The following is a 23,697-nucleotide window of genomic DNA, read 5'->3' on the forward strand; positions in this document are numbered from 1 at the left end:
TCAGAAAGGTGCGACGATGATTTCGCGCAGGGATTTCCTTCAGGCCGGCATGGCCACCGCCGCACTTTATGGGGCGTCGGGCTACGGCAACTGGTCGCGGCTGGCGGCCCAGCAGGCCCTGACCCAGGACGAGCTTCTGCGGTTCGACACCACGGGCAACGTCTCGCTCATCCACATCACGGACATCCACGCCCATCTGCGCCCCGTGCATTTCCGCGAGCCCAGCATCAATCTCGGGGTGGGCGAGGCGCGCGGCCTGCCGCCCCACATCACCGGCGCCGACTACCGCCGCATGTACGGCCTGGATGACGGCAGCCCGCTTGCCTACGCGCTGACCCATGACGATTTCGCCGCGCTCGCCCGGACCTATGGCCGCATCGGCGGGCTCGACCGCGCCGCGACCGTGGTCAAGGCGATCCGCGCCGACCGCCCCGATGCGCTGCTTCTGGACGGCGGCGACACCTGGCAGGGCAGCTACACCGCGCTCAGGACCGATGGCCGCGACGTGATCCGCGCGATGAACCTGCTCGGCGTCGAGGCGATGACCAGCCACTGGGAATTCACCCTCGGCATCGACCGCGTGACCGAGATCGTCGAGAACGAGCTCGACTTCCCCTTCCTCGGGGCCAACATCTTCGACACCGAATGGGACGAACGCGCCTACGAGCCCTACCGCTTCTTCGAGCGGGGCGGCGTGAAGATCGCCGTCATCGGCCAGGCCTTTCCCTACTTGCCCATCGCCAACCCCAGCTGGATGTTCCCGGGCCTCTCCTTCGGCGTGCGCGAGGAAAACATCGCCGAACTGGTGCAGGAAGTGCGCGACCAGGGCGCGGGGCTGGTGGTGCTGCTCTCGCACAACGGCTTCGACGTGGACCGCAAGCTGGCCGGCAACGTGCCCGGCATCGACGTGATCCTGACGGGCCACACCCATGACGCGCTGCCCGAGCCGGTGATCGTCGGCAAGACGCTGCTGATCGCGTCGGGCTCCCACGGCAAGTTCCTGACCCGCCTCGATCTGGACGTGCAGGACGGCGCGGTGAAGGGCTTTGCCCACAAGCTGATCCCGCTCTTCTCCGACGTGATCGCGCCCGACCCCGAGATGGCCGCCCTGATCGCTGAAGAGCGCGCACCCTACGAGTCGGAACTGACGGAGGTGCTGGGCCAGACCGACTCGCTTCTCTACCGGCGCGGCAATTTCAACGGCACCTGGGACGACCTGATCTGCCAGGCCCTGCTCGAGGAACGCGAGGCCGACATCGCGCTTTCGCCCGGCTTCCGCTGGGGCGCATCCGTCCTGCCCGGCGCCGACATCACGCGCGAGGATCTCTTTTCCGTCACCTCCATGAGCTATCCCAGCGCCTACCGTTCCGAAATGACCGGAGAGATGCTGCACGCCATCCTCGAGGACGTGGCCGACAACCTGTTCAACCCCGACCCCTATTACCAGCAGGGCGGCGACATGGTCCGTGTGGGCGGCATGGGCTACCGCATCGACGTCACTCAGCCGATGGGCAGCCGCATCACCGAAATGACCCTGCTCAAGACCGGCGAAAAGCTGGATCCGGCGAAATCCTACGTCGTGTCCGGCTGGGCCAGCGTGAACGAGGAAACCGAGGGCCCGGCGATCTGGGACGTGGTGGAATCGCATATCCGCCGCCTCGGCACGGTGACACTCGAACCCAATACCAGCGTGGACGTCATCGGGGGCTGAGGCCGGCCCCCGGCGCGAGATTCATTTGAGAAAGGTGCAATCCATGTCGGAAAGATCTGGAAAGACCGGTTCGACGCGGCGGGAGTTTCTCTCGAAATCCCTCGTCGCGGGCGGGGCGGCGATGGTGGCCGGAAAGGCCGCGGCGGCGGGCGATCCCGCCATCACCCAGGTGCAGCCCTGGGCGCAGATGCTGGGCGAGGGGGTGGATGCCCGCCCCTACGGCACGCCCAGCCCGTTCGAGGCGCATGTCGTGCGCCGCAACGTGCCCTGGCTGACCGCCGATCCGGTCAGTTCGGTCAGCTTCACCCCCCTGCACGAGCTTGACGGGATCATCACCCCCAACGGCCTCTGCTTCGAGCGCCACCACGCCGGCATCGCCGAGGTGGATCCGGGCGAATACCGCCTGATGATCAACGGCCTGGTGGACCGCCCGCTGGTGTTCACCCTTCAGGACCTGCTGCGCTTCCCGCGCGAGAACCGCGTCTATTTCCTCGAATGCGCCGCCAACTCGGGCATGGAATGGCGCGGCTCGCAGCTGAACGGCTGCCAGTTCACCCACGGCATGATCCACAACGTCATGTACACGGGCATCCCCCTGCGGCTGTTGCTGGAAGAGGCGGGCGTGAAGACCTCCGCCGCCTGGATCATGCCCGAAGGCGCCGACGCCGCGGCCATGACCCGCTCCATCCCGCTGGAAAAGGCGATGGACGACTGCCTCGTGGCCTTCAGGATGAACGGCGAGGCGCTGCGCCCCGAACAGGGCTATCCCGTCCGCCTCGTCGTGCCCGGCTGGGAAGGCAACATGTGGGTCAAGTGGCTCCGCCGGATCGAGGTGGGCGACCAGCCCTGGCACCACCGCGAGGAAACCTCCGCCTATACCGACCTGATGCCCGACGGCCGCGCCCGGCGCTTCACCTGGGTGATGGATGCGAAATCCGTCATCACCAGCCCCAGCCCGCAGGCCCCGATCACCCACGGCCCCGGCCACACCGTCATCACCGGCGTCGCATGGTCCGGCCGCGGCGCCATCCTGCGGGTGGACGTGACGCTCGATGGTGGCATCACCTGGCACCAGGCGCGCATGTCCGGCCCGTCCTTCGACAAGTCGATGCACCGTTTCTATTACGAATTCGACTGGGATGGCCGCCCGCTTCTGCTGCAAAGCCGCGCCATGGACTCCACCGGCTATGTCCAGCCGACAAAGGAAAAGCTGCGCGAGTTGCGCGGCCTGTCTTCGATCTACCACAACAACGGCATCCAGACCTGGGCCGTGAACGAGCAGGGAGTGGCCGAGAATGTCGAGATTTCTTGAGCTGACGCTGGCCGCGACGCTTGCGGCAACCCCCGTGCTGGCCGACGGCTTCGGCCTCGGGCGTGACGCGACCCCGGACGAGGTGGCCGCCTGGGACATCGACGTGCGCCCCGACGGCCAGGGCCTGCCCGAGGGCCGCGGCACCGTGGCCGAAGGCGAGGAAATCTTCACCGCCCAATGCGCCGTCTGCCACGGCGATTTCGGCGAAGGCGTGGGCCGCTGGCCCAACATCGCCGGCGGCCAGGGCAGCCTTGCGGACGAGGATCCGGTCAAGACCGTGGGCTCCTACTGGCCCTATCTCTCGACCGTCTGGGATTATGTCCACCGCGCCATGCCCTTCGGCAACGCCCAGTCGCTGACCGATGACGAGGTCTATGCGCTGACCGCCTACATCCTCTATCTCAACGACGTGGTCCTCGAAGAGGATTTCGAGTTGAGCCACGAGAACTTCACCGAGATCCGGCTGGAGAACGAGGACGGCTTCTACATGGACGATCGGGACACGCTGGAAGTGCCCCAGCTGACCGGCGAGCCCTGCATGGAGGCCTGCAAGCCCTCGGTCGAGATCACCATGCGGGCCCGCGTGCTCGATGTGACCCCCGACACCGCGGACGACGACGCGGCAGCCGCACCCGCCGCCGAAACGGCCGCCGCCGAACCCGCGCCCGAAGCCCCGGCCGAGGAATCCGTTGCCGCCCTCGACCCCGAACTGGTCGCCGCCGGCGAACGCGCCTTCCGCCAGTGCTCGGCCTGCCACCAGATCGGCGAGGGGGCCACCAACCGCGTCGGCCCGCATCTGAACGACCTGTTCGGCCGCACCGCCGGGGAAATCGACGGCTTCAACTACTCTCGCCCCTTCCAAGAAGCCGGCGAAGCTGGTTTAGTGTGGAACGACGAGACGATAGCGGCGTTCCTCGCGGACCCGCGCAACTATGTGAAAGGCACGCGCATGTCCTTCCGGGGCCTGAAAAGCGAAGACGACGCAGCGGCGATCCTTGCCTACCTGAAGTCCTTCGACGAGTGACCGGATGAAGGCATACGGACTGCTCGCGATCATGGCCACGGTCTGGGGATCCCAGGCCGTGGCCGCCGACGTTCTGGGCGACGCCGCCAGGGGCGAGACGCTGTTCCGCCAATGCGCCACCTGCCACCAGATCGGCGAGGGGGCGGCCAACCGCGTCGGCCCGCATCTGAACGACCTCTACGGCCGCAAGGCCGGCAGCCTCGACGACTTCCGCTATTCCGACGGCATGGTCCGCGCCGGCACCAACGGCCTGGTCTGGGACGCCGAAAGCCTCGACGCCTTCATCGAGAAGCCCCGCGCGCTGGTCTCCGGCACCCGGATGAGCTATTCCGGCATGAGGGATCCGCAGGACCGCGCCGACCTGCTGGCCTGGCTGCGCGGCCATTCGGCCAGCCCCGCCGACATCCCCGAAGCCGAACCCACCGCCCGCGCCTCGGATCACGACCTCGACCCCGCGATCCTCGCCATCGCGGGCGACCCGGCCTACGGCGAATACCTTGCCGGGGAATGCACCACCTGCCACCAGCGCGACGGCAGCAACCAGGGCATCCCCTCGATCACCGGCTGGCCGGTCGAGGATTTCGTCGTCGCCATGCACGCCTACAAATCGAAGAAACGCATGAACCCCGTCATGCAGACTGTCGCCGGAAGTCTTGGCGACCAGGAAATTGCGTCCCTCGCAGCGTATTTTGCGAATCTGGACCAATAAGATCGGAATACCGCACAGTGTTCTGAAATCGTTCTTGTCTCCGTAGCGTTCTTACGGAAACCAGAGTTGCAACAGGAGGATTCAATGAAACTTACCAGACGCTTGTTCGTCGGCGCATCCGCTGCCAGCGCCGCCTCGCTGTCGGCCCCGATGGTGATGGGCCAGGCCCGGCCGCGCGTCGTGGTGGTCGGTGGCGGCTCCGGCGGGGCCACCGCCGCGCGCTACATCGCCAAGGACAGCCAGGGCGCGATCGACGTGACCCTCGTGGAACCCAGCCGCGAATACTACACCTGCTACTTCTCCAACCTCTATCTCGGCGGCTTCCGCGAGCTCGACTCGCTGGCCCATGGCTACGGCACGCTGGCGTCCGAATACGGCATCAACGTCGTGCACGACTGGGCCGTCGGCGTCGACCGCGAGGCGCGGACCGTCAGCCTCGCCGGTGGCGCGACCCTGCCCTATGACCGCCTCATCCTCAGCCCCGGCATCGACTTCGTGGATGGCGCCGTGCCCGGCTGGGATCTCTCGGCGCAGGACGTCATGCCCCATGCCTACAAGGCCGGCACCCAGACCGCCCTGCTGAAGGCCCAGGTCCAGGCGATGCCCGAAGGCGGCGTCTTCGCCATGGTCGCGCCCCCGAACCCCTACCGCTGCCCGCCCGGACCCTACGAGCGGGTCTCGATGGTCGCGCACATGCTGAAGGCCAACAACCCGACCGCAAAGATCCTGATCGTCGATCCCAAGGAAAGCTTCTCCAAGCAGGGCCTCTTCGAAGAGGGCTGGCAGAAGCACTACACCGGCATGATCGACCGCATCGGCCCCGATTTCGGCGCCACCAACGTCGAGGTGCGCCCCGACACCATGGAAGTGCTGATCGACGGCGTGGCGGAAAAGGTCGATGTCTGCAACGTGATCCCGGCGCAGAAGGCCGGGCGCATCTGCGAACTGGCGGGCATCACCGACGGCAACTGGGCCCCGGTCATCCCGCACACCATGCAGAGCCGCATCGACGAGAACATCCATGTGCTGGGCGACGCCTCGGCGCAGGGCGACATGCCGAAATCCGGCTTCTCGGCCAACAGCCAGGCCAAGGTCGCGGCGATGGCGGTGCGCGGCGCGCTGACCGGCTCGCAGGTCTTCCCGGCCCGCTTCTCCAACACCTGCTGGTCGCTGATCGCCACCGACGACGGCGTCAAGGTCGGCGCCAGCTACGAGGCCACCGACGAGAAGATCGCCTCGGTCGAGGGCTTCGTCAGCCAGACCGGCGAGGACGCGGCGCTGCGCAAGCAGACCTACGAGGAGTCCATCGGCTGGTACAACGGCATCGTCGCCGACATGTTCGGCTGACCGGATCCGGTTCTCCGGGACACGAAAGCCGCCCCTGCGAGGGGGCGGCTTTTTCTTTGGGAGGTGACGTTTGGGGAACAAGCGGGGATTGCGTCTTGATGGAGCTACGTGCTTGCGTTCCGGGTGTGGAGGGTTACCAGGGCTGCGGACCATTGCGGCCCTTAGCCGCCGGTCAGCCAGTCGGTCGGCAACCTCCAATGCGGTCGCTCAGGCGTGGCGAAGCAATGGACATTTGCAGCCCAAAGCGGACACGTAGTTTCAGATGCGTACGAGATTCGCGTGCTGCAAAATAAAGTTATTGAATTGTTTTCCTAATTTGGAAGGACCGTAACCTTCTTTACGATGGTTCGGACTCCTGCATGTGCATACGCGGCCTGTGCTAATTTTATGGCGCCAGCATCTTGCGAAAGGAACAAGTCACAGCCAGCAGCCTCTTCGATGTGTCGACAATCACGGAATTGCGCTCGTAGGCGTTTTCTTCGGTCTGACTGGCTGCCCTTCTTTACAGCGGGATCTCTACCAACACCCTGACAAAAAAGTAAAAATAATAGACCAGTCAGCGCGCCATGTTCCTGATAAGCACCGGTCGGCCAAGTTCCTTTTGGAAACATTTCGCTTAAGTACTGCGCTGCTTCATCCCCAGCTTCTGAGAAGATGAAATCTACAACTTTGTCGGGATCGAGTTTGTCAATCTTACCATACCTAATGTTCCATTCGTGCGCGGTTTGAGGTTGTTGTTCCATGCCTTCGCGTTTCAACTTTTTCAAATCTATGGATATCAAGGGCTCCAAAAGCTGCTGACGGGCGGATGCCGCCGTAAGAAGCCCAAGAGTTTCACGCTCGGCCTCCTCTGCCCAGAGGGCGATGTCTTCTTCTAGTTCTCGCATCAACTCTTCAGCTTCAAACTCGCCGAGCCAGCCCAAGACATACTGTAACAGCACCATTTGACCGTGGAGCAAGCCAAGGCATTTTGTCGCAAAGTCGATTTCTCCTAATATCAACTCTTCCGCCATGTTTGGTTTTGCTTCGCGGTGCTGCGCTAAGCGCCCCTTTGGCTGAAGGTGATACCCGTTCAAATCATTGAGAATGCGAACGTATTGCGCAGGCTCATAGAATGCACGGCATTCTTCAACGTGAACATCTGAATAGACAAATGCGGCCCCAAACTCTCGAAATCGTTCTAGCGCTCTTTCAAGCTCTTCTTTCTCAGGCTGCCCTTGTCGAAGAGAGCCGAGAATATTTTGGTCTAAATATATGGTGAGTTTCAATATTTCATCCAAAATACATCTCAAATGACATGATGCGAAATTTATATACAAAATCAGGATACAAGATAATGACGACCGGTAACATAAGCAAATCGCACAGTTTGCCTGTATTCAACCGTTGACGTGTGCCAGACTGTGCAAAGCCCGCTCCCTGCGCACTGCCGCCGGGTGAAGAAGGCTGGCGACCGGCAGTTTATTCCATATGCTTCGGATGCTTCGGATGCGTCGCTGCACGGTCACAGTCAGCTCCCAGCCCTTCACGACCGGACCACCGCATCAAGCTTAACCAATAAACGAGGTCCAGCTTTTGCCGCAAAGGGTCTGTCAAGAGCTTAGGATGCCTCTCGCCACTGTAACACTGACACGCCGACCAAATGGATGCCGGGCTAGTAGTTCCAATGTTAGTCTTAGAAGGCTGGTGCCGCTGAAGGGACTCGAACCCCCGACCCCATCATTACGAATGACGTGCTCTACCAGCTGAGCTACAGCGGCGCCGAGGCGGGTTCTAGCGGCAAGGGGCGGGGCCTGCAAGCGTCTTTCGCGGGCCCCGCCGCTGCCCTTTTCACAACTCGCCCAGGTTCTCCGAGGTGCGCACCGGTTCCCGCCGCGGTGTCGCCGTGTCGTTTTCCGCGTCGCTGTCCTGCGGCGCGGGCTTGGTCTCGGGCCTCGCCGGTTTCGCGGTCTCGGCCTTCTGCGCGGGGGGCGCGTCGGCGATCTCGGCGTCCTCGGCCTTGGGGGTCGGGCGCCGCGGCGCCTCCGCCTTCGGCTCGGGGGCAGGGGCAGGCTCGGGCTCGGGTTCGGGCCGCTGCAGCGCGCCCACGATCAGCGGCAGCATCGCGGTGCCGCTGCCGGCCTCCTCGGCGGCCGGGGGCAGTTTCCAGCTCAGCGTGTCGAAGGACTGGCACTGCTCGCACACCGGCGCCCAGCTGCCATGGGCGGTGTTGCAGGCTTCGCAGACCCAGGCCTCGCCGCGCGGGGCCTCCAGCGCCTTGGCCAGCCAGCCGCGCACCACGCTGTCGGGCGCGCCCTCGCCCCGCTCGATCGCGGCCATCAGCGCCAGGCTGCGCGTCGTGGGCTGCGTTTCCGCCAGGTCGCCCAGCGCGCGGCGCGCCCCCGGGAAATCCTCGGCCGCAAGCGCCAGTTCGGCCGCGACCATCCGTGCCTCGGGGTGGTCGGCGCGCAGCTTCAGGAACGGATCGAAGCGCTTGGCGCGTGCGGAAGGCGTCTCTCCGGGCTCGATCGCGGCAAAGGCGGCCGCCAGGTCGGGGTGCGGCGCGTCGGTCCAGGCCTTCTTCAGGATGCGCGCCGCCTGCCGCCCCTCGCCCGCCCTGGCGTGCAGCTCCGCCGCCAGCGCCGCGGCCGGGGTAAAGCCCGGCGACAGCTTGTTGGCGGCATAGGCCGCCTCGCGCGCCTTGGCCTCGTCGCCACGCGCAAGTGCCGCGCGGGCATCGGCCAGCGACAGCACCGCCTCGCGCCTGCGGCCGACATCCCTGGTCAGCGCCGCGGTCCGCACCTTGGCCGCCAGCGTCTTGCGCGCGCCGGCCCAATCCTCCTTCTGCGCCTGCAGCCGGAACAGCGTGTCGATCGTCCCGCCATGGCGCGGCTGCAACGCGAACGCCTTCTCGGCCAGCCTCAGCGCGGTGTCGGTGTCGCCCTCGTCCAGCTTCTGGCGCAACAGCCCCTGCACGCCCAGGAACCGCGTCCGGTCGTCGCCCAGCATCTCCTTGTAATAGGCCAGCGCCCGGTCCTTGTTGCCGCCCAGCTCCGCCGACTGCGCGTTCACCAGCCGCGTGAGTTCCGGCCGGTCCAGCAGCCGCTCCGCCTTTTGCGCGGTGATCTGCGCCTTGCGCGCGTCCCCCGTCGCCAGCGCGATCAGGCTCTCGCCCAGCGCGTCGAAGCCGCGCCTTTCCCGGTTGCGGTCGAAATACCTGGATATCGCCGTCTGGTCCCCGGTCAGGAACCGCAGCACCGCGACCAGCAGCCCGACGATCCGCAGGATCGCCCAGGCCAGCAGCATCACCACCACGAAGCCGATCAGGAAGCCCAGCGGCGAAAGCGCGATCTCCCGCCCGGCGAAGGCGATGCGCACCTCGCCCGGGGTTTCCAGGACCAGGCTCGCCCCCCAGGTCAGCGCGGCGGCCACCCCGATGAACACGAGGATCTTGATGATGGACCAGATCATGGCTGGCGTCCTTTCCCGATCAGTTCACGGCGCCGGCGGCGGACAATTCCGCCAGCCCGGCTTGTGCGGCCAGCCGCGCCTCGGCGCGGGCGATCCAGCCCTCCATCGCGGCAAGCGCCGGCTCTGGCAGGGCGCCCAACTCGTCCAGCGCCGCCGTCAGGTTGTCCCGGCGCAGCGCATCCTCGGCCCGGCTGAGGATCGCGTCGGCGTCAGATCCCTCCTGCGGCGTCAGCGACCGCGTCGCCACCTGCGCCTCGAGGAAGGCGCCGAAACGCCCGGCCAGCCCCGAGCCGCCCTCGGCCCGGATCACGGCCCGGATCGCCTGGTGCGCCGCATCGGCAAAAGCCGTGCGCAGCGTGCCCAGCGTCGCGACCCCGCCCTCGGCGCTGGCACGCAGCCCCTCGGGCACCGCCGCGCCGCTGTTTTCCTCGAACGAGGCCAGCGCCTCGGCATAGGGCTCGCCCGAGCCCAGCGCCGCCCGCATCGCGGTCAGCGCCGCCTCGCTCAATGCCGCCGAGCGCACCGTCGTCGCCGCTTCCTCGGCGGCGGCCACCTCGGCCTCGGCTTCGGACAGGCGGCGCGCGACCGCCGCCTCCACATCGTCGATCCGCTGGGAAATCGCGCCCTGCCGATCGGCCAGCGCGCCAAGCTCCGCGCGCAGCCCCTCGATCACCGCCAGGTCCGCCTCGCCCAGCGCGGCGGGCGCCGCGGCCCCCGTCTCGACAGAGGCCAGCTCCGCCGCCAGCCCCTCCAGCCGCCCCTCGACAGTCGCAAGCCGGCTTTCGATGCTGGCGCTGTCGGCGGCCGCGACCTGGTCGGCCAGCGCCGCCAGCCGCTCTTCAAGCCGCGCCTCCACCGCCGCCGCGGCGGCCTCGGCCTGCGCCGCCGCGGTGTCCGCGTCGATCCCGGCCGCGATCCCGTCGATCCGCGCGGAAAGCGCCGCCTCGACTTCCGCGATGCGCTGAACGCTCATCGCCTCGCCGGGCATCAGCCACGCCTTCACCGCCCCCAGCCCCGAGGGCAGGTGCGGCGCCACGCGCGGCCCGGCCCACAGCGCCAGCGCCCCGCCCACCAGCAGCAGGATAAGCCCGGTCAGCGCCTTCGACGCCAGCGAGCGGTGGCTTTCCTCGTCATGGTCATGCGCGTCCTGGTCCCGCGCGCCGCCGCCCGCGGGGGCCGGTTCCGCCGACGCAGGCGCGGCCCCGCTTGCGACCAGGGGCGACGCGGCAAGCGCCGCGTCCAGCGCCGCCCGACGCTCTTCGGCCGCGTCCGCGTCATCATCCCCGGCACGCCGGGGCGCATCGCCATCCGACGCGTCCCCGGCCACCGCATCCCCGCCGGTATCCGCGTCGTCCTTCGGCGTTTCGGGCAGGCCAGTCCCGGAAAGGCCAATCCCGGAAAGGCCAGTCTCCGGAAGGCCAGTCTCCGGAAGTCCGGTCGCTGCGTCCTTCTCCTCGGGATCGGTGGGCTTTTCGCTGTCTTGGGGTGATTTCGCCATGAACGCGCGGTTCCATTCCATGATGCCGGGGCCCCGGCGGGCTAGGTGACGCCAGAATCCTTACCGGCCATCTATACCCGCCAAAGTCTAGTGCTGGCTTTGCGATGTCTCAACCCAAAGGCGCTGATTGCGCGCATTCAGTCCCGTGCCTCGGCCAGCAACGCCAGCATCGCCGCGGCATCCGGCCGGGCGGCCACCGCGCAGGCGTGACCCGGAAACACCCGCGCCACCGCGTCGCTGATGCACAGAAGCCGGGTCGCCCGCGGAATGCCCGCCGCGCCCGCCGCCTCGGCCAGAAGCCGGGCACTGCGCGGCGAGAACAGCATCACCGTATCGAACAGCCCGTCGCGCAGCCCGTGCACCACCTCGTCGGCCAGCGGCACCGCGACCTGGTCGTAGATCACCGCCTCGGCCGCGTCATGGCCCGCGGCGCGCAACGCCCCGGCCAGGTCCGCCGCCGCATGGGCGCCGCGCAGGTGCAGGAACCGCCGCCCCGGATCGGCTGGCAGCGCCGACAGCCGCGCCGTCAGTTCCGCCGCCGACGCCCCCGCCATCGCGGCCCGGAACCCCGCCTCCAGCGCCGCCCCGGTCGTGGCAGGCCCGACGCAATGCGCGCGCAGGCCCCGGATGGCGCTCAGGCGCAGAAACCCCGCAACCCCGTTGGCCGACGAAAACACCAGGTCCGTCACCCCCGCCATGTCGGGCGGCGCATCGCGGAAACGGATCTCCATCAGGGGCACGGCGACGATCTCGAAGCGCCCCGGAAACTCCGCCTCGACCGTCTCGGCGAACGCCTCGGCCTGCCCCGCGGGGCGCGGGATCAGCAGCCGGGGCCGAGGGGCATGTTGCGCGCTCATCCGTCGGGTGTTACCCGGCGCATGGATCTTTCGCAACGGGAGCGAGGAATGCCCGGCCCCAACCCCACCCCCGGTCTCTGCCTCGGCATCGAGAGCAGCTGCGACGAGACCGCCGCCGCGGTCGTGGGCGCGGACCGGCGCATCCTGTCCTCGATCATCTTCGACCAGACACTGCTTCATGCCGATTTCGGTGGCGTGGTGCCGGAAATCGCCGCCCGCGCGCATGCGGAACGCGTGGACATCTGCGTGGCCCAGGCGCTGTCGCGGGCCGGCGTCACCCTCGACGACATCGACCTGATTTCCGTGACCGCCGGGCCGGGGCTGATCGGCGGCGTGCTGTCGGGCGTGATGTGCGCCCGCGCGATATCCGCCGCACGCGGCATCCCGCATCTCGGCGTGAACCACCTTGCGGGCCACGCGCTTACCCCGCGCCTGACCGACGGGATCGCCTTTCCCTACCTGATGCTGCTCGTCTCGGGCGGGCATTGCCAGTTCCTCGCCGTCGATGGACCCCGCGCCTTCCGCAGGCTTGGCGGCACCATCGACGATGCCCCCGGCGAGGCGTTCGACAAGACCGCCAAGCTGCTCGGCCTCGGCTATCCCGGCGGCCCGCTGGTCGAGAAAGAGGCAGCCCAGGGCGATCCCGCCCGCTTCGACTTCCCGCGCCCGCTGCTGGACCGCCCCGGCTGCGACATGAGCTTTTCGGGGCTCAAGACCGCGCTGCGCCGCGCCCGCGACCTGATCGTGGCGGAAAAGGGCGGGCTGACCCGTCAGGACCGCGCCGATCTCTGCGCCGGCTTCCAGGCCGCCGTGGCCGAGGTGCTGGCCGAAAAGACCGCCCGCGCGCTGGCCGAATTCGGCCGCCCCGGCGGCGTGCTCGCGGTGGCGGGCGGCGTTGCCGCCAACACCGCGATCCGCACCGCGCTGACCGGGGTCTGCGACCGCGCCGGCGCCCGCTTCCTCGCGCCGCCGCTCGCGCTGTGCACCGACAACGCCGCGATGATCGCCTGGGCCGGTCTGGAACAATGGGCCGACGGCGCGCGCCCCGACGCCGCCATGGTCGCCCGCCCGCGCTGGCCGCTCGATGCCGGGGCAGAGCCGCTGCTGGGGTCCGGCAAGAAGGGGGCCAAGGCATGAGGCCCGTCGCGGTGCTGGGCGCGGGCGCCTTCGGCACCGCGCTTGCCATCGTCTGGGCGCGCGCGGGGCTCGACGTGCGGCTGGTCGCACGGCCCGAAACCGCGCCGCTGTTGCAGGCCGCGCGCGAGAACCAGCGCGCGCTGCCTGCCATACGCTTTCCATACACTTTGCAGACGCTTTCCAGCCCCGAAAACCTGCCCTCCGACAGCATCCTCGTGCTCGCCGTTCCGGCCCAGGCGACGGGCGCCTATCTGGCGCAGCACGCCGCCACCCTGCCCCCCGGCGCACCGCTGGTGCTGGCCGCCAAGGGCATCGACCTGGACAGCGGCGCGCTGCTGACCGACGTGGCCGCAAGGCATTGGCCCGACAGCGAAATCGCCGTTCTCAGCGGCCCCGGCTTCGCCGCCGAACTGGCCGCCGGACTGCCCACCGCCCTGACGCTGGCCGCCCGCGATACGGGCCTGGCAGGGACCCTGCAAACCGCCCTCTCCACCCCCGAACTGCGCCTCTACCGCTCCACCGACCGCATCGGCGTCCAGCTCGGAGGCGCCCTGAAGAACGTCATAGCCATAGCCTGCGGCATCTGCATCGGCGCCGGCCTCGGCGACAGCGCGCGCGCCGCGCTGATGACCCGTGGCTACGCCGAAATGTTGAGGCTGGGCCTTGCTTTAGGCGGCGATGCGCGCAGTTTCCAGGGCCTGTCGGGCCTTGGCGATCTGGCGCTGACAGCCACCTCCGGCAAAAGCCGCAACTTCGCCGCGGGCCTTGCCATCGGCGCGGGGCACCAGCCGGAACGGGGCCGCACCATCGAGGGGTTGGCGACCGCCCGCGCCGTGGTGAGCATGGCCCGCAAGCTGGGGCTGGAACTGCCCGTGGCCGAGGCGACGGTCGCCGTTCTCGATGGCCGGCTTGGCATCGACGCGGCGATGGAAGGACTGCTGACCCGACCCCTGAAAGAGGAAACCTGAGCATGGAATTCGCCCTGATCTGCATCGACAAGCCCGACCACCAGGACCTGCGCGCCCGCACCCGCGAGGCGCACCTGGCCTATGTCCGCGAGACCGGCGTCGTCCGCATCGCCGGCCCCTTCCTGTCGGATGCGGGGGCGATGATCGGCTCGCTCGTCATCCTGTCGGTGCCGGACCGCGCCGCGGCCGAGGACTGGTCGGTCAACGACCCCTATGCCAAGGCGGGCCTTTTCTCCGATGTCACCGTCCACGCCTGGAAGCAGACCGTCTGAGGAACCCCATGCAGTACTGGCTTTTCAAATCCGAACCCAACACCTGGAGCTGGGACGACCAGGTCGCCAGGGGCGACGCCGGCGAGGAATGGGACGGTGTCCGCAACTACCAGGCGCGCAACAACATGCGGGCGATGCAGATCGGCGACCTGGGCTTCTTCTACCACTCGATGAGCGAGAAGGCCGTCGTCGGCGTGGTCGAGGTGGTCGCGCTGGCGCATCCCGACAGCACCACCGACGATGCGCGTTGGGAATGCGTGGACATCAAGGCGGTGGCACCCTTTCCGACGCCCGTCACGCTGGAAATGTGCAAGTCCGAGCCGGCGCTGGAAAACATGGTGCTGGTGAACAACTCGCGCCTGTCGGTCCAGCCGGTCACGGCCGAGGAATGGGCGCATGTCTGCCGGATGGGCGGCTATCAGGACCGCTGAACCAGCGGGCCCGCGCGCCCCATGATCGAGGGGCGCGCGGATCGCATCTCAGTAGCGGTACTGCTCGGGCTTGAACGGGCCTTCGGTGGTCACGCCGATGTACTCGGCCTGTTCGCTGCTCATCTTGGTCAGCTTGGCGCCGATCTTCTCCAGATGCAGGCGGGCCACCTTTTCATCCAGGTGCTTGGGCAGGACATAGACCTTGTTCTCGTACTGCTCGCCCTTGGCCCACAGCTCGATCTGCGCCAGCACCTGGTTGGTGAACGACGCGCTCATCACGAAGGACGGGTGGCCGGTCGCGTTGCCCAGGTTCAGCAGGCGGCCTTCGGACAGAAGGATGATGCGGTTGCCCGAGGGCATCTCGATCATGTCCACCTGGTCCTTGATGTTGGTCCACTTGTGGTTCTTGAGCGCCGCGACCTGGATCTCGTTGTCGAAATGGCCGATGTTGCCGACGATGGCCATGTCCTTCATCTCGCGCATGTGCTCGAGGCGGATCACGTCGCGATTGCCGGTGGCGGTGATGAAGATGTCTGCGGTAGAAACCGCTTCTTCCAGGGTCACCACCTCGTAGCCGTCCATCGCGGCCTGAAGCGCGCAGATCGGATCGACTTCCGTGACCTTCACGCGGGCACCCGCGCCGCGCAGCGAGGCGGCGGAACCCTTGCCCACGTCGCCATAGCCGCAGACCACGGCGGTCTTGCCGGCCATCATCACGTCGGTGGCGCGGCGGATGCCGTCGACCAGGCTTTCGCGGCAGCCGTACTTGTTGTCGAATTTCGACTTGGTGACGCTGTCGTTCACGTTGATCGCCGGGAAGGGCAGGCGCCCCTGCTCCATCAGCTGGTAGAGGCGGTGCACGCCGGTGGTGGTTTCCTCCGACACACCCTTGATCGCGTCGCGCTGTTTCGCGAACCAGCCGGGGCTTTTCGCCATGCGCTTGCGGATCTGGGCGAAGAGCGCGACCTCCTCGTCGGATTGCGGGACGGCGATCAGGTCATCCTCGCCTGCCTCGACCCGTGCGCCGAGCAGGATGTAGAGCGTGGCGTCGCCGCCATCGTCGAGGATCATGTTCGCCGTTCCCCCGGGGAAGTCGAAGATCCGGTCGGCATAGTCCCAGTATTCTTCCAGCGTCTCGCCCTTGATGGCGAAGACCGGCGTGCCGCCCGCTGCGATCGCGGCGGCGGCGTGGTCCTGGGTCGAGAAGATGTTGCACGAGGCCCAGCGCACGTCCGCGCCAAGGGCTGTCAGCGTCTCGATCAGCACGGCGGTCTGGATCGTCATGTGCAGCGAGCCCGCGATCCGCGCGCCCTTGAGTGGCTGGGCCGCGCCATACTCCTCGCGCAGGGCCATCAGGCCCGGCATCTCGGTTTCGGCGATGGTTATTTCCTTGCGGCCGTAATCGGCGAGCGCAATGTCCTTGACGATATAATCCTGGGCCATGTGTCGGCGTCCTGTCTGTAATCCGGGCGGTTCCCGGCCCATCTAGCACCGCTACCCCCGCCCGACAACGGCGGGCGCTTGCCGCAGGGCTTGCATGGCCCTGTCTGCGCTGACATATCGCGCATCTGACCCGCAGAACGGACCGATCCATGACCCCGACCCGCGCCTGGCAGAGGATGCTTTCCGGCCGACGGCTGGACCTGCTGAACCCCGCCCCCCTGGACATCGAGATCGAGGACATCGCCCACGGGCTGTCCTTCGTGGCGCGCTGGAACGGGCAGACGCGGGGCGAGTTTCCCTATTCGGTGGCCGAGCATTCGCTGCTGGTCGAGGAACTGATGGAACTGGTCGCGCCCAAGCTGTCGCTGCGCTGGCGGCTGGCGGCGCTGCTGCACGACGCGCCGGAATATGTGATCGGGGACATGATATCGCCGGTCAAGGCAGCGGTGGGACCGGACTACAAGGCGATGGATGCGCGGCTGGCGGCGGCCGTCCATCTGCGATTCGGCCTGCCGGCCGAGGTGCCCGCCAGCATCAAGGCAAGGATCAAGCGGGCCGACCGTGTCAGCGCCTGGCTGGAGGCGACGCAGATCGCGGGCTTTTCCGAGGCCGAGGCGAACCGCTTCTTCTCGCGCCTGCCGCCGGGCTTCGATCCCACCACCTACCGGCTGAACCCGCGCCCGCCGATGGAGGTGAAGCGCGATTTCCTGGCCCGGTTCCATGCGCTTTCCGCGGCGCTTGGCGGGACCGGCGCGCGATAGGGGCTGGTCAGCCGCAGCGCGCCTCTCCTAGTCTGGGACGGGCTTTCGGCTGATGGGGGCGGCATGACGGAAATTCGCGAGGGGGCGCTGGCGTTCGACGCGTCCCGCATGCTGATCGGGGGGGCGTGGTCCGCGGCGTCCGCCACGCTTGGGCTCGAGGATCCCTCGACCGGGCAGGAGATCGCCCGCATCGCGCGCGGGACGCCGGCGGATATCGATGCCGCGGTCCGGGCCGCGCGCACGGCCTTTGCGGGCGACTGGGGCGCGCTTTCCGCTGCCGGGCGGGGGCGGCTCCTGTCGCGGCTGGGCCAGCTGGTCGCGGCGCGGGCCGAGGATCTGGCCCGGCTCGAGTCACGCGATGTCGGCAAGCCCCTGGCACAGGCCCGCGCCGATGCGCTGGCGCTGGCGCGCTACATGGAGTTCTACGGCGGCGCGGCCGACAAGCTGCTGGGCGAGACGATCCCGTTCCAGCCCGGCTACACCGTCTTTACCCTGCGCGAGCCGCATGGCGTCACCGGGCATATCGTGCCCTGGAACTACCCCATGCAGATCATCGGCCGTTCGGTCGGCGCCGCGCTGGCCGCCGGGAACGCCTGCGTGCTGAAACCGGCGGAAGAGGCGTGCCTGACCGCGCTTGCCTTCGCGCAGCTTGCCTGCGAGGCGGGGTTTCCGCCGGGCGCGCTGAACGTCGTGCCGGGGCTGGGCAAAGAGGCGGGTGCCGCGCTGGCCGCGCATGGCGGCGTCGATCACATCTCCTTCACCGGGTCGGTCGGGGTGGGGGCACGCATCCAGGCGGCGGCCGCGGCCAATATAGTGCCGGTCACGCTGGAGCTGGGTGGGAAAAGTCCGCAGCTGGTCTTTGCCGACGCCGATCTGGACGCGGCGCTGCCGTTCCTGGTGCGGCCGGGCATCCAGAACGCGGGCCAGACCTGTTCCGCCGCCAGCCGCATCCTGATCGAGCGGCGCATCTTCGACGATGTGGCCGGGCGCATGGCCGAGGCCTATCGCGGGCTGCGGATCGGGCCGGCGCTGTCGGATCCGGATGTAGGCCCGCTGGTCTCGGCGCGGCAGAAGCGCATCGTCGAGGGGTTTCTCGCGGGCCTGCCTGAGGGGGCGGTGCTGGCACGCGCGCCGCTTCCCGCAGACCTGCCGCCGGGCGGGCATTACATCGCCCCCGCGCTGGTCGCGGGGGTGGATCCCGCCGACCGGATCGCGCAGGACGAGGTGTTCGGCCCGGTGCAGGTGTTGCTGCCTTTCGAGGACGAGACCGAGGCGCTTTCCATCGCGAACGGCACCGAATACGGGCTGGTCGCGGGCATCTGGACCCGCGACGGCGCGCGCCAGTTCCGGCTGGCACGGAAGCTGCGGGCGGGGCAGGTCTTCGTGAACAATTACGGGGCCGGCGGTGGGGTCGAACTGCCCTTCGGCGGGGTCGGGAAGTCGGGTCACGGGCGCGAAAAGGGCTTCGAGGCGCTTTACGGCTTCACCACGCTCAAGACCGTTGCGGTGAACCACGGCTGAGGCTTGCCAGCCGCCCCGCAGGCGGTCAGGCTGGGGCAAACCGCACAGGGGGATGCGATGCGACTGAAGGGCAAGACCGCCATTGTCACAGGCGGCGCCTCGGGCTTCGGGGCGGGGATCGTGCGTCGCTTCGTCGAGGAAGGCGCCGACGTGATGATCGCCGACATCAATGCTGCCGCCGCCGCGGACCTGGCCGAGGATCTGGGCGCGCGCCACCAGCAGGTCGACGTGGCGCGGTCCGAAAGCGTGGCCGCAATGGCCGTGGCCGCGCGCGACATGTGGGAGCGGGTGGACATCCTGGTCAACAATGCCGGGATCACCCATCTGCCGACGCCGCTGGAAGAGGTGACCGAGGCCGAGTTCGATCACGTCCTGGCGGTCAACGCGAAGTCGGTGTTCCTGACCGCGAAGCATTTCGTGCCGGCGATGAAGGCTGCGGGAACGGGCGCGATCCTGAACGTCGCCTCTACCGCCGGGCTGAGCCCGCGGCCGCGACTGAACTGGTACAACGCCTCCAAGGGCTGGATGATCACCGCGACCAAGGCGATGGCGGTGGAGCTTGCGCCCTTCGGGCTGCGGGTGAACGCGCTCGCCCCCGTGGCCGGGGAAACGCCGCTTCTGAAATCCTTCATGGGCGAGGACACGCCCGAGATGCGGGCGAAGTTCCTGGCCACGATCCCGCTGGGCCGCTTCTCGCAGCCCGAGGACATGGGGGCGGCGGCGGCATTCCTGTGCTCGGATGATGCCTCGATGATTACCGGCGTCGCGCTCGAGGTGGACGGGGGGCGCTGCATCTGATGCGGCCGGGTCCGCTGAACCTGATCACCGACGTGGCGGGACTGAGGGTCGGGAACGCCTCGGATGCGCGGGTCAAGACGGGGGTCACGGTGCTGACCGCCGACGCGCCCTTCACCGCCGGGGTGGATATCCGGGGCGGCGCGCCCGGCACCCGTGAGACGGACCTGCTGGCCCCCGACAAGACCGTTGCCGCGGTGGATGCGCTGGTGCTGTCCGGCGGCTCTGCCTACGGTTTGGATGCGGCGTCGGGCGTGATGGAGGGGCTTGCGGCGATGGGGCGCGGCTTTGCCGTCGGGCCCGCGCGGGTTCCGATCGTGCCGGCGGCGATCCTGTTCGACCTGCTGAACGGCGGCGACAAGGACTGGCCGGAAAACCCGTATCGCGCCCTGGGCCGCGCCGCGCTGGAGGCGGCCGGCACGAATTTCGCCCTTGGCACCCAGGGGGCGGGCACCGGCGCGCTGACCGCGCGGCTGAAGGGGGGGCTCGGCTCTGCCTCGGCGGTGCTGCCCTCGGGGGCGGTGGTGGGCGCGCTGGTTGCGGCCAATCCGGTGGGCTGTGCGAGCATGCCCGACAGTCGCCATTTCTGGGCCTGGCCCTGGGAGGAGGACGCCGAATTCGGCGGCCTCGGCGCGCCGTCGCATCGCCCGCGGTCGCTGGGCCTGCGGGACACCAAGCTGGCCCGCGACCGAAGCGCCACGACAATCGCGATCGTGGCGACCGATGCCACGCTGGACAAGGCGGGTTGCGCGCGGCTGGCCGTGGCGGCCCATGATGGGTTGGCCCGCGCGATAGCGCCCTCGCACACCCAGATGGACGGCGACCTGGTCTTCGCCCTGTCGACCGGGGCCCGCCCCATGCCAGACCCGACCGAAACGCTGCTGCTGGGCCATGCCGCGGCGATCACGCTGGCCCGGGCGGTGGCCCGCGCGATCCATGGCGCGACGCCCGCACCGGGCGATGTGCTGCCCGCCTGGTGCGAGCTTTGAGGGCAACGCGATGCCCTCGGCCCGCCGCTAACCCGTGTCGGCGCTGAACGCGTCCGTGCCGGTGCCAAGCTGAAGGATGCGGGCCAGCCCCTCCCGGACCGCCGGGGGGGGTGGCGCGGTAAGTTTCAGCACCCGGTCGTTGTCATAGCGACCCAGCCGGCCCGTCGCGATGGTCGCCTCGTATTCCGTGCCGAGCGCCTGCACCAGCCGCACCTGGTCCAGCGCCGAGCGCGGCAGCGGCAGGATCTGCCCGATCTCGAGCGCCTCCACCTCGGAAAGCGGCAGTTCCAGCCTGTGCAGCATGCCATGAAGCGGCACGATCGCCTCGGCCGCGCAGCGCCGCATCTGACCCAGCCACAGATCGTTGGGTGGAACGTGATCGGTCACCTCCTGGCGCATCACCGCGGCCCGAAGCACGTCGAGGATCGACAGTGGCATGATCAGGTCGAACTCGCCCGAGCGCGCCGCCTCGCCGATATCGAGGCTCACGCGGATCAGCATGACATCGGCCGAGGCCGGGGCGATCCGGACCGTGTTGATGTCCTGCTTGTGGCCGAGAATGCGGAACCCGGCCTCCAGCGGGACGCCGACGCTTTCCTCGACCGCGCGGGCAAAGGCGCGCAGCACGGCGTCGAACACGTCCATGCAGAGCTGCGCGTCGATGGCCGAGAAGCTGCGCGTGGTGGGCTGCGGCGCCATCGCAGCATTGCCGCCCATGCGCATGTCGACCACGTGATAGACCAGGTCCGAGCCAAGGTTGATCAGCGCCATGCGGTCGCTCGCCTCGGCCTCGACCACGCCCAGCATCGAGGGAACGGGGATCCGCTCCAGCACCTCGGCCAGCTTGGTGACCTCGCAATCGAGGATCAGCGCGCCCACGATCGTCTTCAGGATCGGGCGGAGATTATCCTCCAGCACGCGGCCGAAATTCTCTCCGACCAGTTCCAGGTCGGGCAGGGGAGAGCGTCCGACCCTTCGGCTTCCCAGCTTGCGGGCAAGCGCGCCCATGTCGCCGTCCATGCTTGTCCTCTTGTGCCGATTCCCGTTCAGCATCGGGCAGCGGTATTTCCGCGGGGTTAATCCGGCGTCGGGCCGAATGGTTCGAATTCTCTGCATTTTGCCTGACGCGGCGGGCGTCGCGGTAAGGATCCGGAAACCTCGCGCCGCGAGGCTCGGGCCAAGCTCTTGCAGGGAAGGGATGGCATATGGCCGAGGAAGGGGCGCGTCCGATCATCGTTCGGCGCAAGAAGGCGGCCGAGGCTTCGCATCATGGCGGCGCATGGAAGGTGGCCTATGCCGATTTCGTGACCGCTATGATGGCATTCTTCCTGCTGATGTGGCTTCTGAACGCCACGACCGAGGATCAGCGCAAGGGGCTTGCGGACTATTTCAACCCCTCGATCCCGGTGCATCGCACATCCGGCGGCGGCGACGGCCCCTTCGGCGGCTCTTCGGCGCTGTCAGAGGATGTGATGGCGCAAGCGGGCAAGGGGGCCACGCGCGACCGGCCCGCGGCAGAACGGCAGGCCAGCGGCCAGACGGGCGTCGAAGCCGACCCCACCAGTGAGAATAGGGTCGAGGATGCCGGCCTTGACGGCATTGCCGAGGCGCTGCTGGCCCGTGGCGGCGAAAGCGAGATCGCCGACCGTCTTCTTGAACATGTGCGCATGCGGCGCACCGACGAGGGGCTGGTGATCGAGCTTGCGGAATTGCCCGTCGCGCCGCTTTTCGAGGGGGACAGCGCGCTGCCTACCTCGCGCATGCTGGATCTCGTGCAGCTGATCGTGCCGGTGCTCGGGCTGGTCACCAACGCGGTGGCGCTCGATGCGCATCTGGAACAGGGACCGATCATCCGGCCCGAGCTTCCCGGCTGGGAGCTGACCGCCGCCCGCGCCATCGCCATGCGCGGGCTCTTGTCCGAGGCCGGGGTAGACCCGGTGCGCTTTGCCCGCGTCACCGGCGAGGCGGATCGCGCGCCGGCCCGCGCCGACCCGCGCGACATTCGCAATCGGCGGGTAGAGATCATCCTGCTGACCGACCGCGGGACCCCCGCGCCATGAGCCCGCCCCCGTTAGGCGCGCGTTAATCGCCCCCTGCGCAGAGTGGGCCTATCGGCGCAAGTGACCCGTTGGGTCGTGTACGCCTCCCGGAAAGGACATTGCATGAGCATCTCTTCCTCCCTGAACGCCGGCGTCAGCGGTCTCTCCGCGAATTCCAGCCGCCTTGCGACAATCTCGGACAACATCGCGAATTCGGGGACCTACGGATACAAGCGCGCCGATGTGGATTTCTCCTCGGTCGTGATCAGCCAACGCGCGGGCACCTATTCGGCGGGCGGGGTCCGGGTGGACACCTTCCGCGATGTCGAGGCGCAGGGGCCGCTCGTCTCCACCGACAATCCGACCGACCTTGCCGTGGGCGGGCGGGGCATGCTGCCCGTCACGCTTCTGACCGAGGTGGACGCGGCCGATGGCACCTATCCGTTCCTGCTGACCTCCACCGGGTCGTTCCGCCCCAATGCCGATGGGTATCTCGTGTCCGAAAGCGGCCTCGTGCTGATGGGCTGGCCAGCGGACGCCGATGGCAACATCCCGGTGCAGCCGCGTGACAGTGCCTCCGGCCTCGATCCGGTGATCGTGAACCGCAACCAGTTCTCGGCCTCGCCCACGACCGAGATGACGCTGGGCGTAAACCTGCCGGCCGAGGCGACGCAGGCCGGTGCGGCCGGCATCCCACTGGAAGTCTCGACCCAGTATTTCGACAATGTCGGTGCTTCGCAGACGCTGGTGACGACCTTTACCCCGGCCGTCCCTGCGGTCGGCCAGTCCAACAACTGGACGATCACCATGACAGACATGGCACAGGGCGGCGCGGTGGTGGGCACCTTCTCCGTCGCATTCGATGCGACCGCCGGAACCGGCGGCACGATCCTGTCGGTGACCCCCGCGCTGGGCAGCTTCGACCCCGCGACCGGAATCGCCTCCGTCACCACCGCAAGTGGGCCGCTTTCGATCGATCTTGGCATCCCCGGAACGGGGTCGGGGCTGACGCAGCTGTCGGCCGATTTCTCGCCTGCTGGCGTCACCCGCAACGGCGCGGCCGTCGGCACGCTGACCGGTGTGAACATCGACCCCGAAGGCATGGTCATCGCCACCTACGATTCGGGCTTCACGCGCGTCATCTACCAGGTGCCGATCGTGAACCTCGCCAATTTCAACGGACTCCGGGCCGAGGACAACCAGGCCTTTTCGGTCACCCGCGAAAGCGGCCCCTTCTACCTGTGGAACGCCGGCGAGGGGCCGACCGGGCAGATGATCGCCTATGCGCGCGAGGAATCGACCGCCGATATCGCGGCCGAACTGACGCACCTGATCGAGACGCAGCGCGCCTATTCCTCCAACGCCAAGATCATCCAGACCGTAGACGAGATGCTGCAAGAGACGACCAACCTGAAGCGCTAGGACGCGAGACC

The 23,697-nt window shown here is 68.1% G+C and carries 21 protein-coding genes and 1 tRNA gene; 15 read left to right on the forward strand and 7 right to left on the reverse strand.

Annotated features, from left to right (window positions below):
• The first annotated feature begins 16 nt into the window (after positions 1-16).
• The 5 genes from soxB (at position 17) to HMH01_RS02290 (ending at position 6,103) form a co-directional block, all read left to right on the forward strand.
• The gene (soxB, locus tag HMH01_RS02270; RefSeq protein ID WP_171322061.1) at positions 17-1,711 is read left to right on the forward strand and encodes a thiosulfohydrolase SoxB; all 1,695 of its coding nucleotides are present in this window, start codon (positions 17-19) and stop codon (positions 1,709-1,711) included.
• A gap of 43 nt (positions 1,712-1,754) precedes the next feature.
• Positions 1,755-3,023, forward strand: coding sequence for a sulfite dehydrogenase (soxC, locus tag HMH01_RS02275; protein ID WP_171322063.1), 1,269 nt, complete (start codon positions 1,755-1,757; stop codon positions 3,021-3,023).
• Positions 3,007-4,047 carry a c-type cytochrome gene (locus tag HMH01_RS02280; RefSeq protein WP_171322065.1) on the forward strand — a complete coding sequence of 347 codons (1,041 nt, stop codon included), beginning with the start codon at positions 3,007-3,009 and terminating at the stop codon, positions 4,045-4,047. Before soxC ends, HMH01_RS02280 begins: the two co-directional genes overlap by 17 nt.
• A gap of 4 nt (positions 4,048-4,051) precedes the next feature.
• The gene (locus tag HMH01_RS02285; RefSeq protein ID WP_171322067.1) at positions 4,052-4,756 is read left to right on the forward strand and encodes a c-type cytochrome; all 705 of its coding nucleotides are present in this window, start codon (positions 4,052-4,054) and stop codon (positions 4,754-4,756) included.
• A gap of 84 nt (positions 4,757-4,840) precedes the next feature.
• Positions 4,841-6,103 carry an NAD(P)/FAD-dependent oxidoreductase gene (locus tag HMH01_RS02290; RefSeq protein ID WP_171322069.1) on the forward strand — a complete coding sequence of 421 codons (1,263 nt, stop codon included), beginning with the start codon at positions 4,841-4,843 and terminating at the stop codon, positions 6,101-6,103.
• A gap of 311 nt (positions 6,104-6,414) precedes the next feature.
• Here HMH01_RS02290 and HMH01_RS02295 read toward each other — a convergent pair whose 3' ends face one another.
• The 5 genes from HMH01_RS02295 to HMH01_RS02315 form a co-directional block, all read right to left on the reverse strand.
• Positions 6,415-7,371, reverse strand: a complete 957-nt coding sequence (locus tag HMH01_RS02295) for a hypothetical protein (RefSeq protein ID WP_171322071.1) — start codon at positions 7,369-7,371, stop codon at positions 6,415-6,417.
• A 416-nt stretch (positions 7,372-7,787) separates the two neighbouring features.
• Positions 7,788-7,863: transfer RNA gene (locus HMH01_RS02300), tRNA-Thr, on the reverse strand.
• A 70-nt stretch (positions 7,864-7,933) separates the two neighbouring features.
• Positions 7,934-9,553 (reverse strand): heme biosynthesis protein HemY, encoded by a 1,620-nt coding sequence (locus tag HMH01_RS02305; protein ID WP_171322073.1) that lies wholly within the window; start codon positions 9,551-9,553, stop codon positions 7,934-7,936.
• 19 nt (positions 9,554-9,572) lie between these two features.
• A complete protein-coding gene (locus HMH01_RS02310) occupies positions 9,573-11,051 on the reverse strand; it encodes a COG4223 family protein (RefSeq protein WP_171322075.1) in 1,479 nt (492 codons plus the stop codon).
• Between the two features lie 137 nt (positions 11,052-11,188).
• Entirely contained in the window at positions 11,189-11,908 is a 720-nt protein-coding gene (locus tag HMH01_RS02315; RefSeq protein WP_171322077.1) for a uroporphyrinogen-III synthase, read from the reverse strand.
• Positions 11,909-11,956: 48 nt separating this feature from the next.
• On the opposite strand from HMH01_RS02315, the gene tsaD reads away from it, so the two are divergent.
• The 4 genes from tsaD to HMH01_RS02335 are packed head-to-tail and all read left to right on the forward strand — an operon-like array spanning position 11,957 to position 14,716.
• Positions 11,957-13,045 (forward strand): tRNA (adenosine(37)-N6)-threonylcarbamoyltransferase complex transferase subunit TsaD, encoded by a 1,089-nt coding sequence (tsaD, locus tag HMH01_RS02320; RefSeq protein WP_171322079.1) that lies wholly within the window; start codon positions 11,957-11,959, stop codon positions 13,043-13,045.
• A complete protein-coding gene (locus HMH01_RS02325; protein WP_171322080.1) occupies positions 13,042-14,013 on the forward strand; it encodes an NAD(P)H-dependent glycerol-3-phosphate dehydrogenase in 972 nt (323 codons plus the stop codon). Before tsaD ends, HMH01_RS02325 begins: the two co-directional genes overlap by 4 nt.
• A gap of 2 nt (positions 14,014-14,015) precedes the next feature.
• The gene (locus HMH01_RS02330) at positions 14,016-14,285 is read left to right on the forward strand and encodes a YciI family protein (RefSeq protein WP_171322081.1); all 270 of its coding nucleotides are present in this window, start codon (positions 14,016-14,018) and stop codon (positions 14,283-14,285) included.
• Between the two features lie 8 nt (positions 14,286-14,293).
• Positions 14,294-14,716 (forward strand): EVE domain-containing protein, encoded by a 423-nt coding sequence (locus tag HMH01_RS02335; protein ID WP_171322083.1) that lies wholly within the window; start codon positions 14,294-14,296, stop codon positions 14,714-14,716.
• Positions 14,717-14,764: 48 nt separating this feature from the next.
• Here the strand turns inward: HMH01_RS02335 and ahcY are convergent, their stop codons facing one another.
• Positions 14,765-16,159, reverse strand: a complete 1,395-nt coding sequence (ahcY, locus tag HMH01_RS02340) for an adenosylhomocysteinase (RefSeq protein WP_171322085.1) — start codon at positions 16,157-16,159, stop codon at positions 14,765-14,767.
• Positions 16,160-16,308: 149 nt separating this feature from the next.
• Between ahcY and HMH01_RS02345 the strand changes: the two genes are divergently transcribed.
• The 4 genes from HMH01_RS02345 (at position 16,309) to HMH01_RS02360 (ending at position 20,225) form a co-directional block, all read left to right on the forward strand.
• Complete coding sequence (locus HMH01_RS02345) at positions 16,309-16,920, forward strand: HD domain-containing protein (protein WP_171322087.1); 612 nt, start codon at positions 16,309-16,311, stop codon at positions 16,918-16,920.
• Positions 16,921-16,983: 63 nt separating this feature from the next.
• Positions 16,984-18,441 carry an aldehyde dehydrogenase family protein gene (locus tag HMH01_RS02350; protein WP_171322089.1) on the forward strand — a complete coding sequence of 486 codons (1,458 nt, stop codon included), beginning with the start codon at positions 16,984-16,986 and terminating at the stop codon, positions 18,439-18,441.
• A gap of 57 nt (positions 18,442-18,498) precedes the next feature.
• On the forward strand, positions 18,499-19,239 hold the full coding sequence (locus HMH01_RS02355; RefSeq protein ID WP_171322091.1) for a glucose 1-dehydrogenase: 741 nt from the start codon (positions 18,499-18,501) through the stop codon (positions 19,237-19,239).
• A complete protein-coding gene (locus tag HMH01_RS02360; RefSeq protein ID WP_171322093.1) occupies positions 19,239-20,225 on the forward strand; it encodes a P1 family peptidase in 987 nt (328 codons plus the stop codon). Before HMH01_RS02355 ends, HMH01_RS02360 begins: the two co-directional genes overlap by 1 nt.
• 27 nt (positions 20,226-20,252) lie before the next feature.
• Here the strand turns inward: HMH01_RS02360 and HMH01_RS02365 are convergent, their stop codons facing one another.
• Entirely contained in the window at positions 20,253-21,245 is a 993-nt protein-coding gene (locus HMH01_RS02365) for a flagellar motor switch protein FliM (RefSeq protein WP_171322095.1), read from the reverse strand.
• A gap of 185 nt (positions 21,246-21,430) precedes the next feature.
• Here HMH01_RS02365 and HMH01_RS02370 point away from each other — a divergent pair, with 185 nt between their 5' ends.
• Positions 21,431-22,285: a flagellar motor protein MotB gene (locus HMH01_RS02370; RefSeq protein WP_171322097.1), complete on the forward strand. Its 855-nt coding sequence runs from the start codon at positions 21,431-21,433 to the stop codon at positions 22,283-22,285.
• 102 nt (positions 22,286-22,387) lie between these two features.
• Complete coding sequence (locus tag HMH01_RS02375) at positions 22,388-23,686, forward strand: flagellar hook protein FlgE (RefSeq protein WP_171322099.1); 1,299 nt, start codon at positions 22,388-22,390, stop codon at positions 23,684-23,686.
• Positions 23,687-23,697: the final 11 nt, after the last annotated feature.

This window comes from Halovulum dunhuangense (assembly GCF_013093415.1).
Classification (GTDB): domain Bacteria; phylum Pseudomonadota; class Alphaproteobacteria; order Rhodobacterales; family Rhodobacteraceae; genus Halovulum; species Halovulum dunhuangense.

Bases quoted from the DNA above. Each gene is read 5' to 3' on its own strand.
- ahcY (WP_171322085.1), bottom strand. From the start codon at position 16,159: ATGGCCCAGGATTATATCGTCAAGGACATTGCGCTCGCCGATTACGGC.
- HMH01_RS02370 (WP_171322097.1), top strand. From the start codon at position 21,431: ATGGCCGAGGAAGGGGCGCGTCCGATCATCGTTCGGCGCAAGAAGGCG.
- HMH01_RS02315 (WP_171322077.1), bottom strand. From the start codon at position 11,908: ATGAGCGCGCAACATGCCCCTCGGCCCCGGCTGCTGATCCCGCGCCCC.
- HMH01_RS02290 (WP_171322069.1), top strand. From the start codon at position 4,841: ATGAAACTTACCAGACGCTTGTTCGTCGGCGCATCCGCTGCCAGCGCC.
- HMH01_RS02310 (WP_171322075.1), bottom strand. From the start codon at position 11,051: ATGGCGAAATCACCCCAAGACAGCGAAAAGCCCACCGATCCCGAGGAG.
- soxC (WP_171322063.1), top strand. From the start codon at position 1,755: ATGTCGGAAAGATCTGGAAAGACCGGTTCGACGCGGCGGGAGTTTCTC.
- HMH01_RS02325 (WP_171322080.1), top strand. From the start codon at position 13,042: ATGAGGCCCGTCGCGGTGCTGGGCGCGGGCGCCTTCGGCACCGCGCTT.
- HMH01_RS02335 (WP_171322083.1), top strand. From the start codon at position 14,294: ATGCAGTACTGGCTTTTCAAATCCGAACCCAACACCTGGAGCTGGGAC.
- HMH01_RS02350 (WP_171322089.1), top strand. From the start codon at position 16,984: ATGACGGAAATTCGCGAGGGGGCGCTGGCGTTCGACGCGTCCCGCATG.
- HMH01_RS02305 (WP_171322073.1), bottom strand. From the start codon at position 9,553: ATGATCTGGTCCATCATCAAGATCCTCGTGTTCATCGGGGTGGCCGCC.
- HMH01_RS02280 (WP_171322065.1), top strand. From the start codon at position 3,007: ATGTCGAGATTTCTTGAGCTGACGCTGGCCGCGACGCTTGCGGCAACC.
- HMH01_RS02285 (WP_171322067.1), top strand. From the start codon at position 4,052: ATGAAGGCATACGGACTGCTCGCGATCATGGCCACGGTCTGGGGATCC.
- HMH01_RS02355 (WP_171322091.1), top strand. From the start codon at position 18,499: ATGCGACTGAAGGGCAAGACCGCCATTGTCACAGGCGGCGCCTCGGGC.
- tsaD (WP_171322079.1), top strand. From the start codon at position 11,957: ATGCCCGGCCCCAACCCCACCCCCGGTCTCTGCCTCGGCATCGAGAGC.
- HMH01_RS02345 (WP_171322087.1), top strand. From the start codon at position 16,309: ATGACCCCGACCCGCGCCTGGCAGAGGATGCTTTCCGGCCGACGGCTG.
- HMH01_RS02330 (WP_171322081.1), top strand. From the start codon at position 14,016: ATGGAATTCGCCCTGATCTGCATCGACAAGCCCGACCACCAGGACCTG.
- soxB (WP_171322061.1), top strand. From the start codon at position 17: ATGATTTCGCGCAGGGATTTCCTTCAGGCCGGCATGGCCACCGCCGCA.
- HMH01_RS02360 (WP_171322093.1), top strand. From the start codon at position 19,239: ATGCGGCCGGGTCCGCTGAACCTGATCACCGACGTGGCGGGACTGAGG.
- HMH01_RS02375 (WP_171322099.1), top strand. From the start codon at position 22,388: ATGAGCATCTCTTCCTCCCTGAACGCCGGCGTCAGCGGTCTCTCCGCG.
- HMH01_RS02365 (WP_171322095.1), bottom strand. From the start codon at position 21,245: ATGGACGGCGACATGGGCGCGCTTGCCCGCAAGCTGGGAAGCCGAAGG.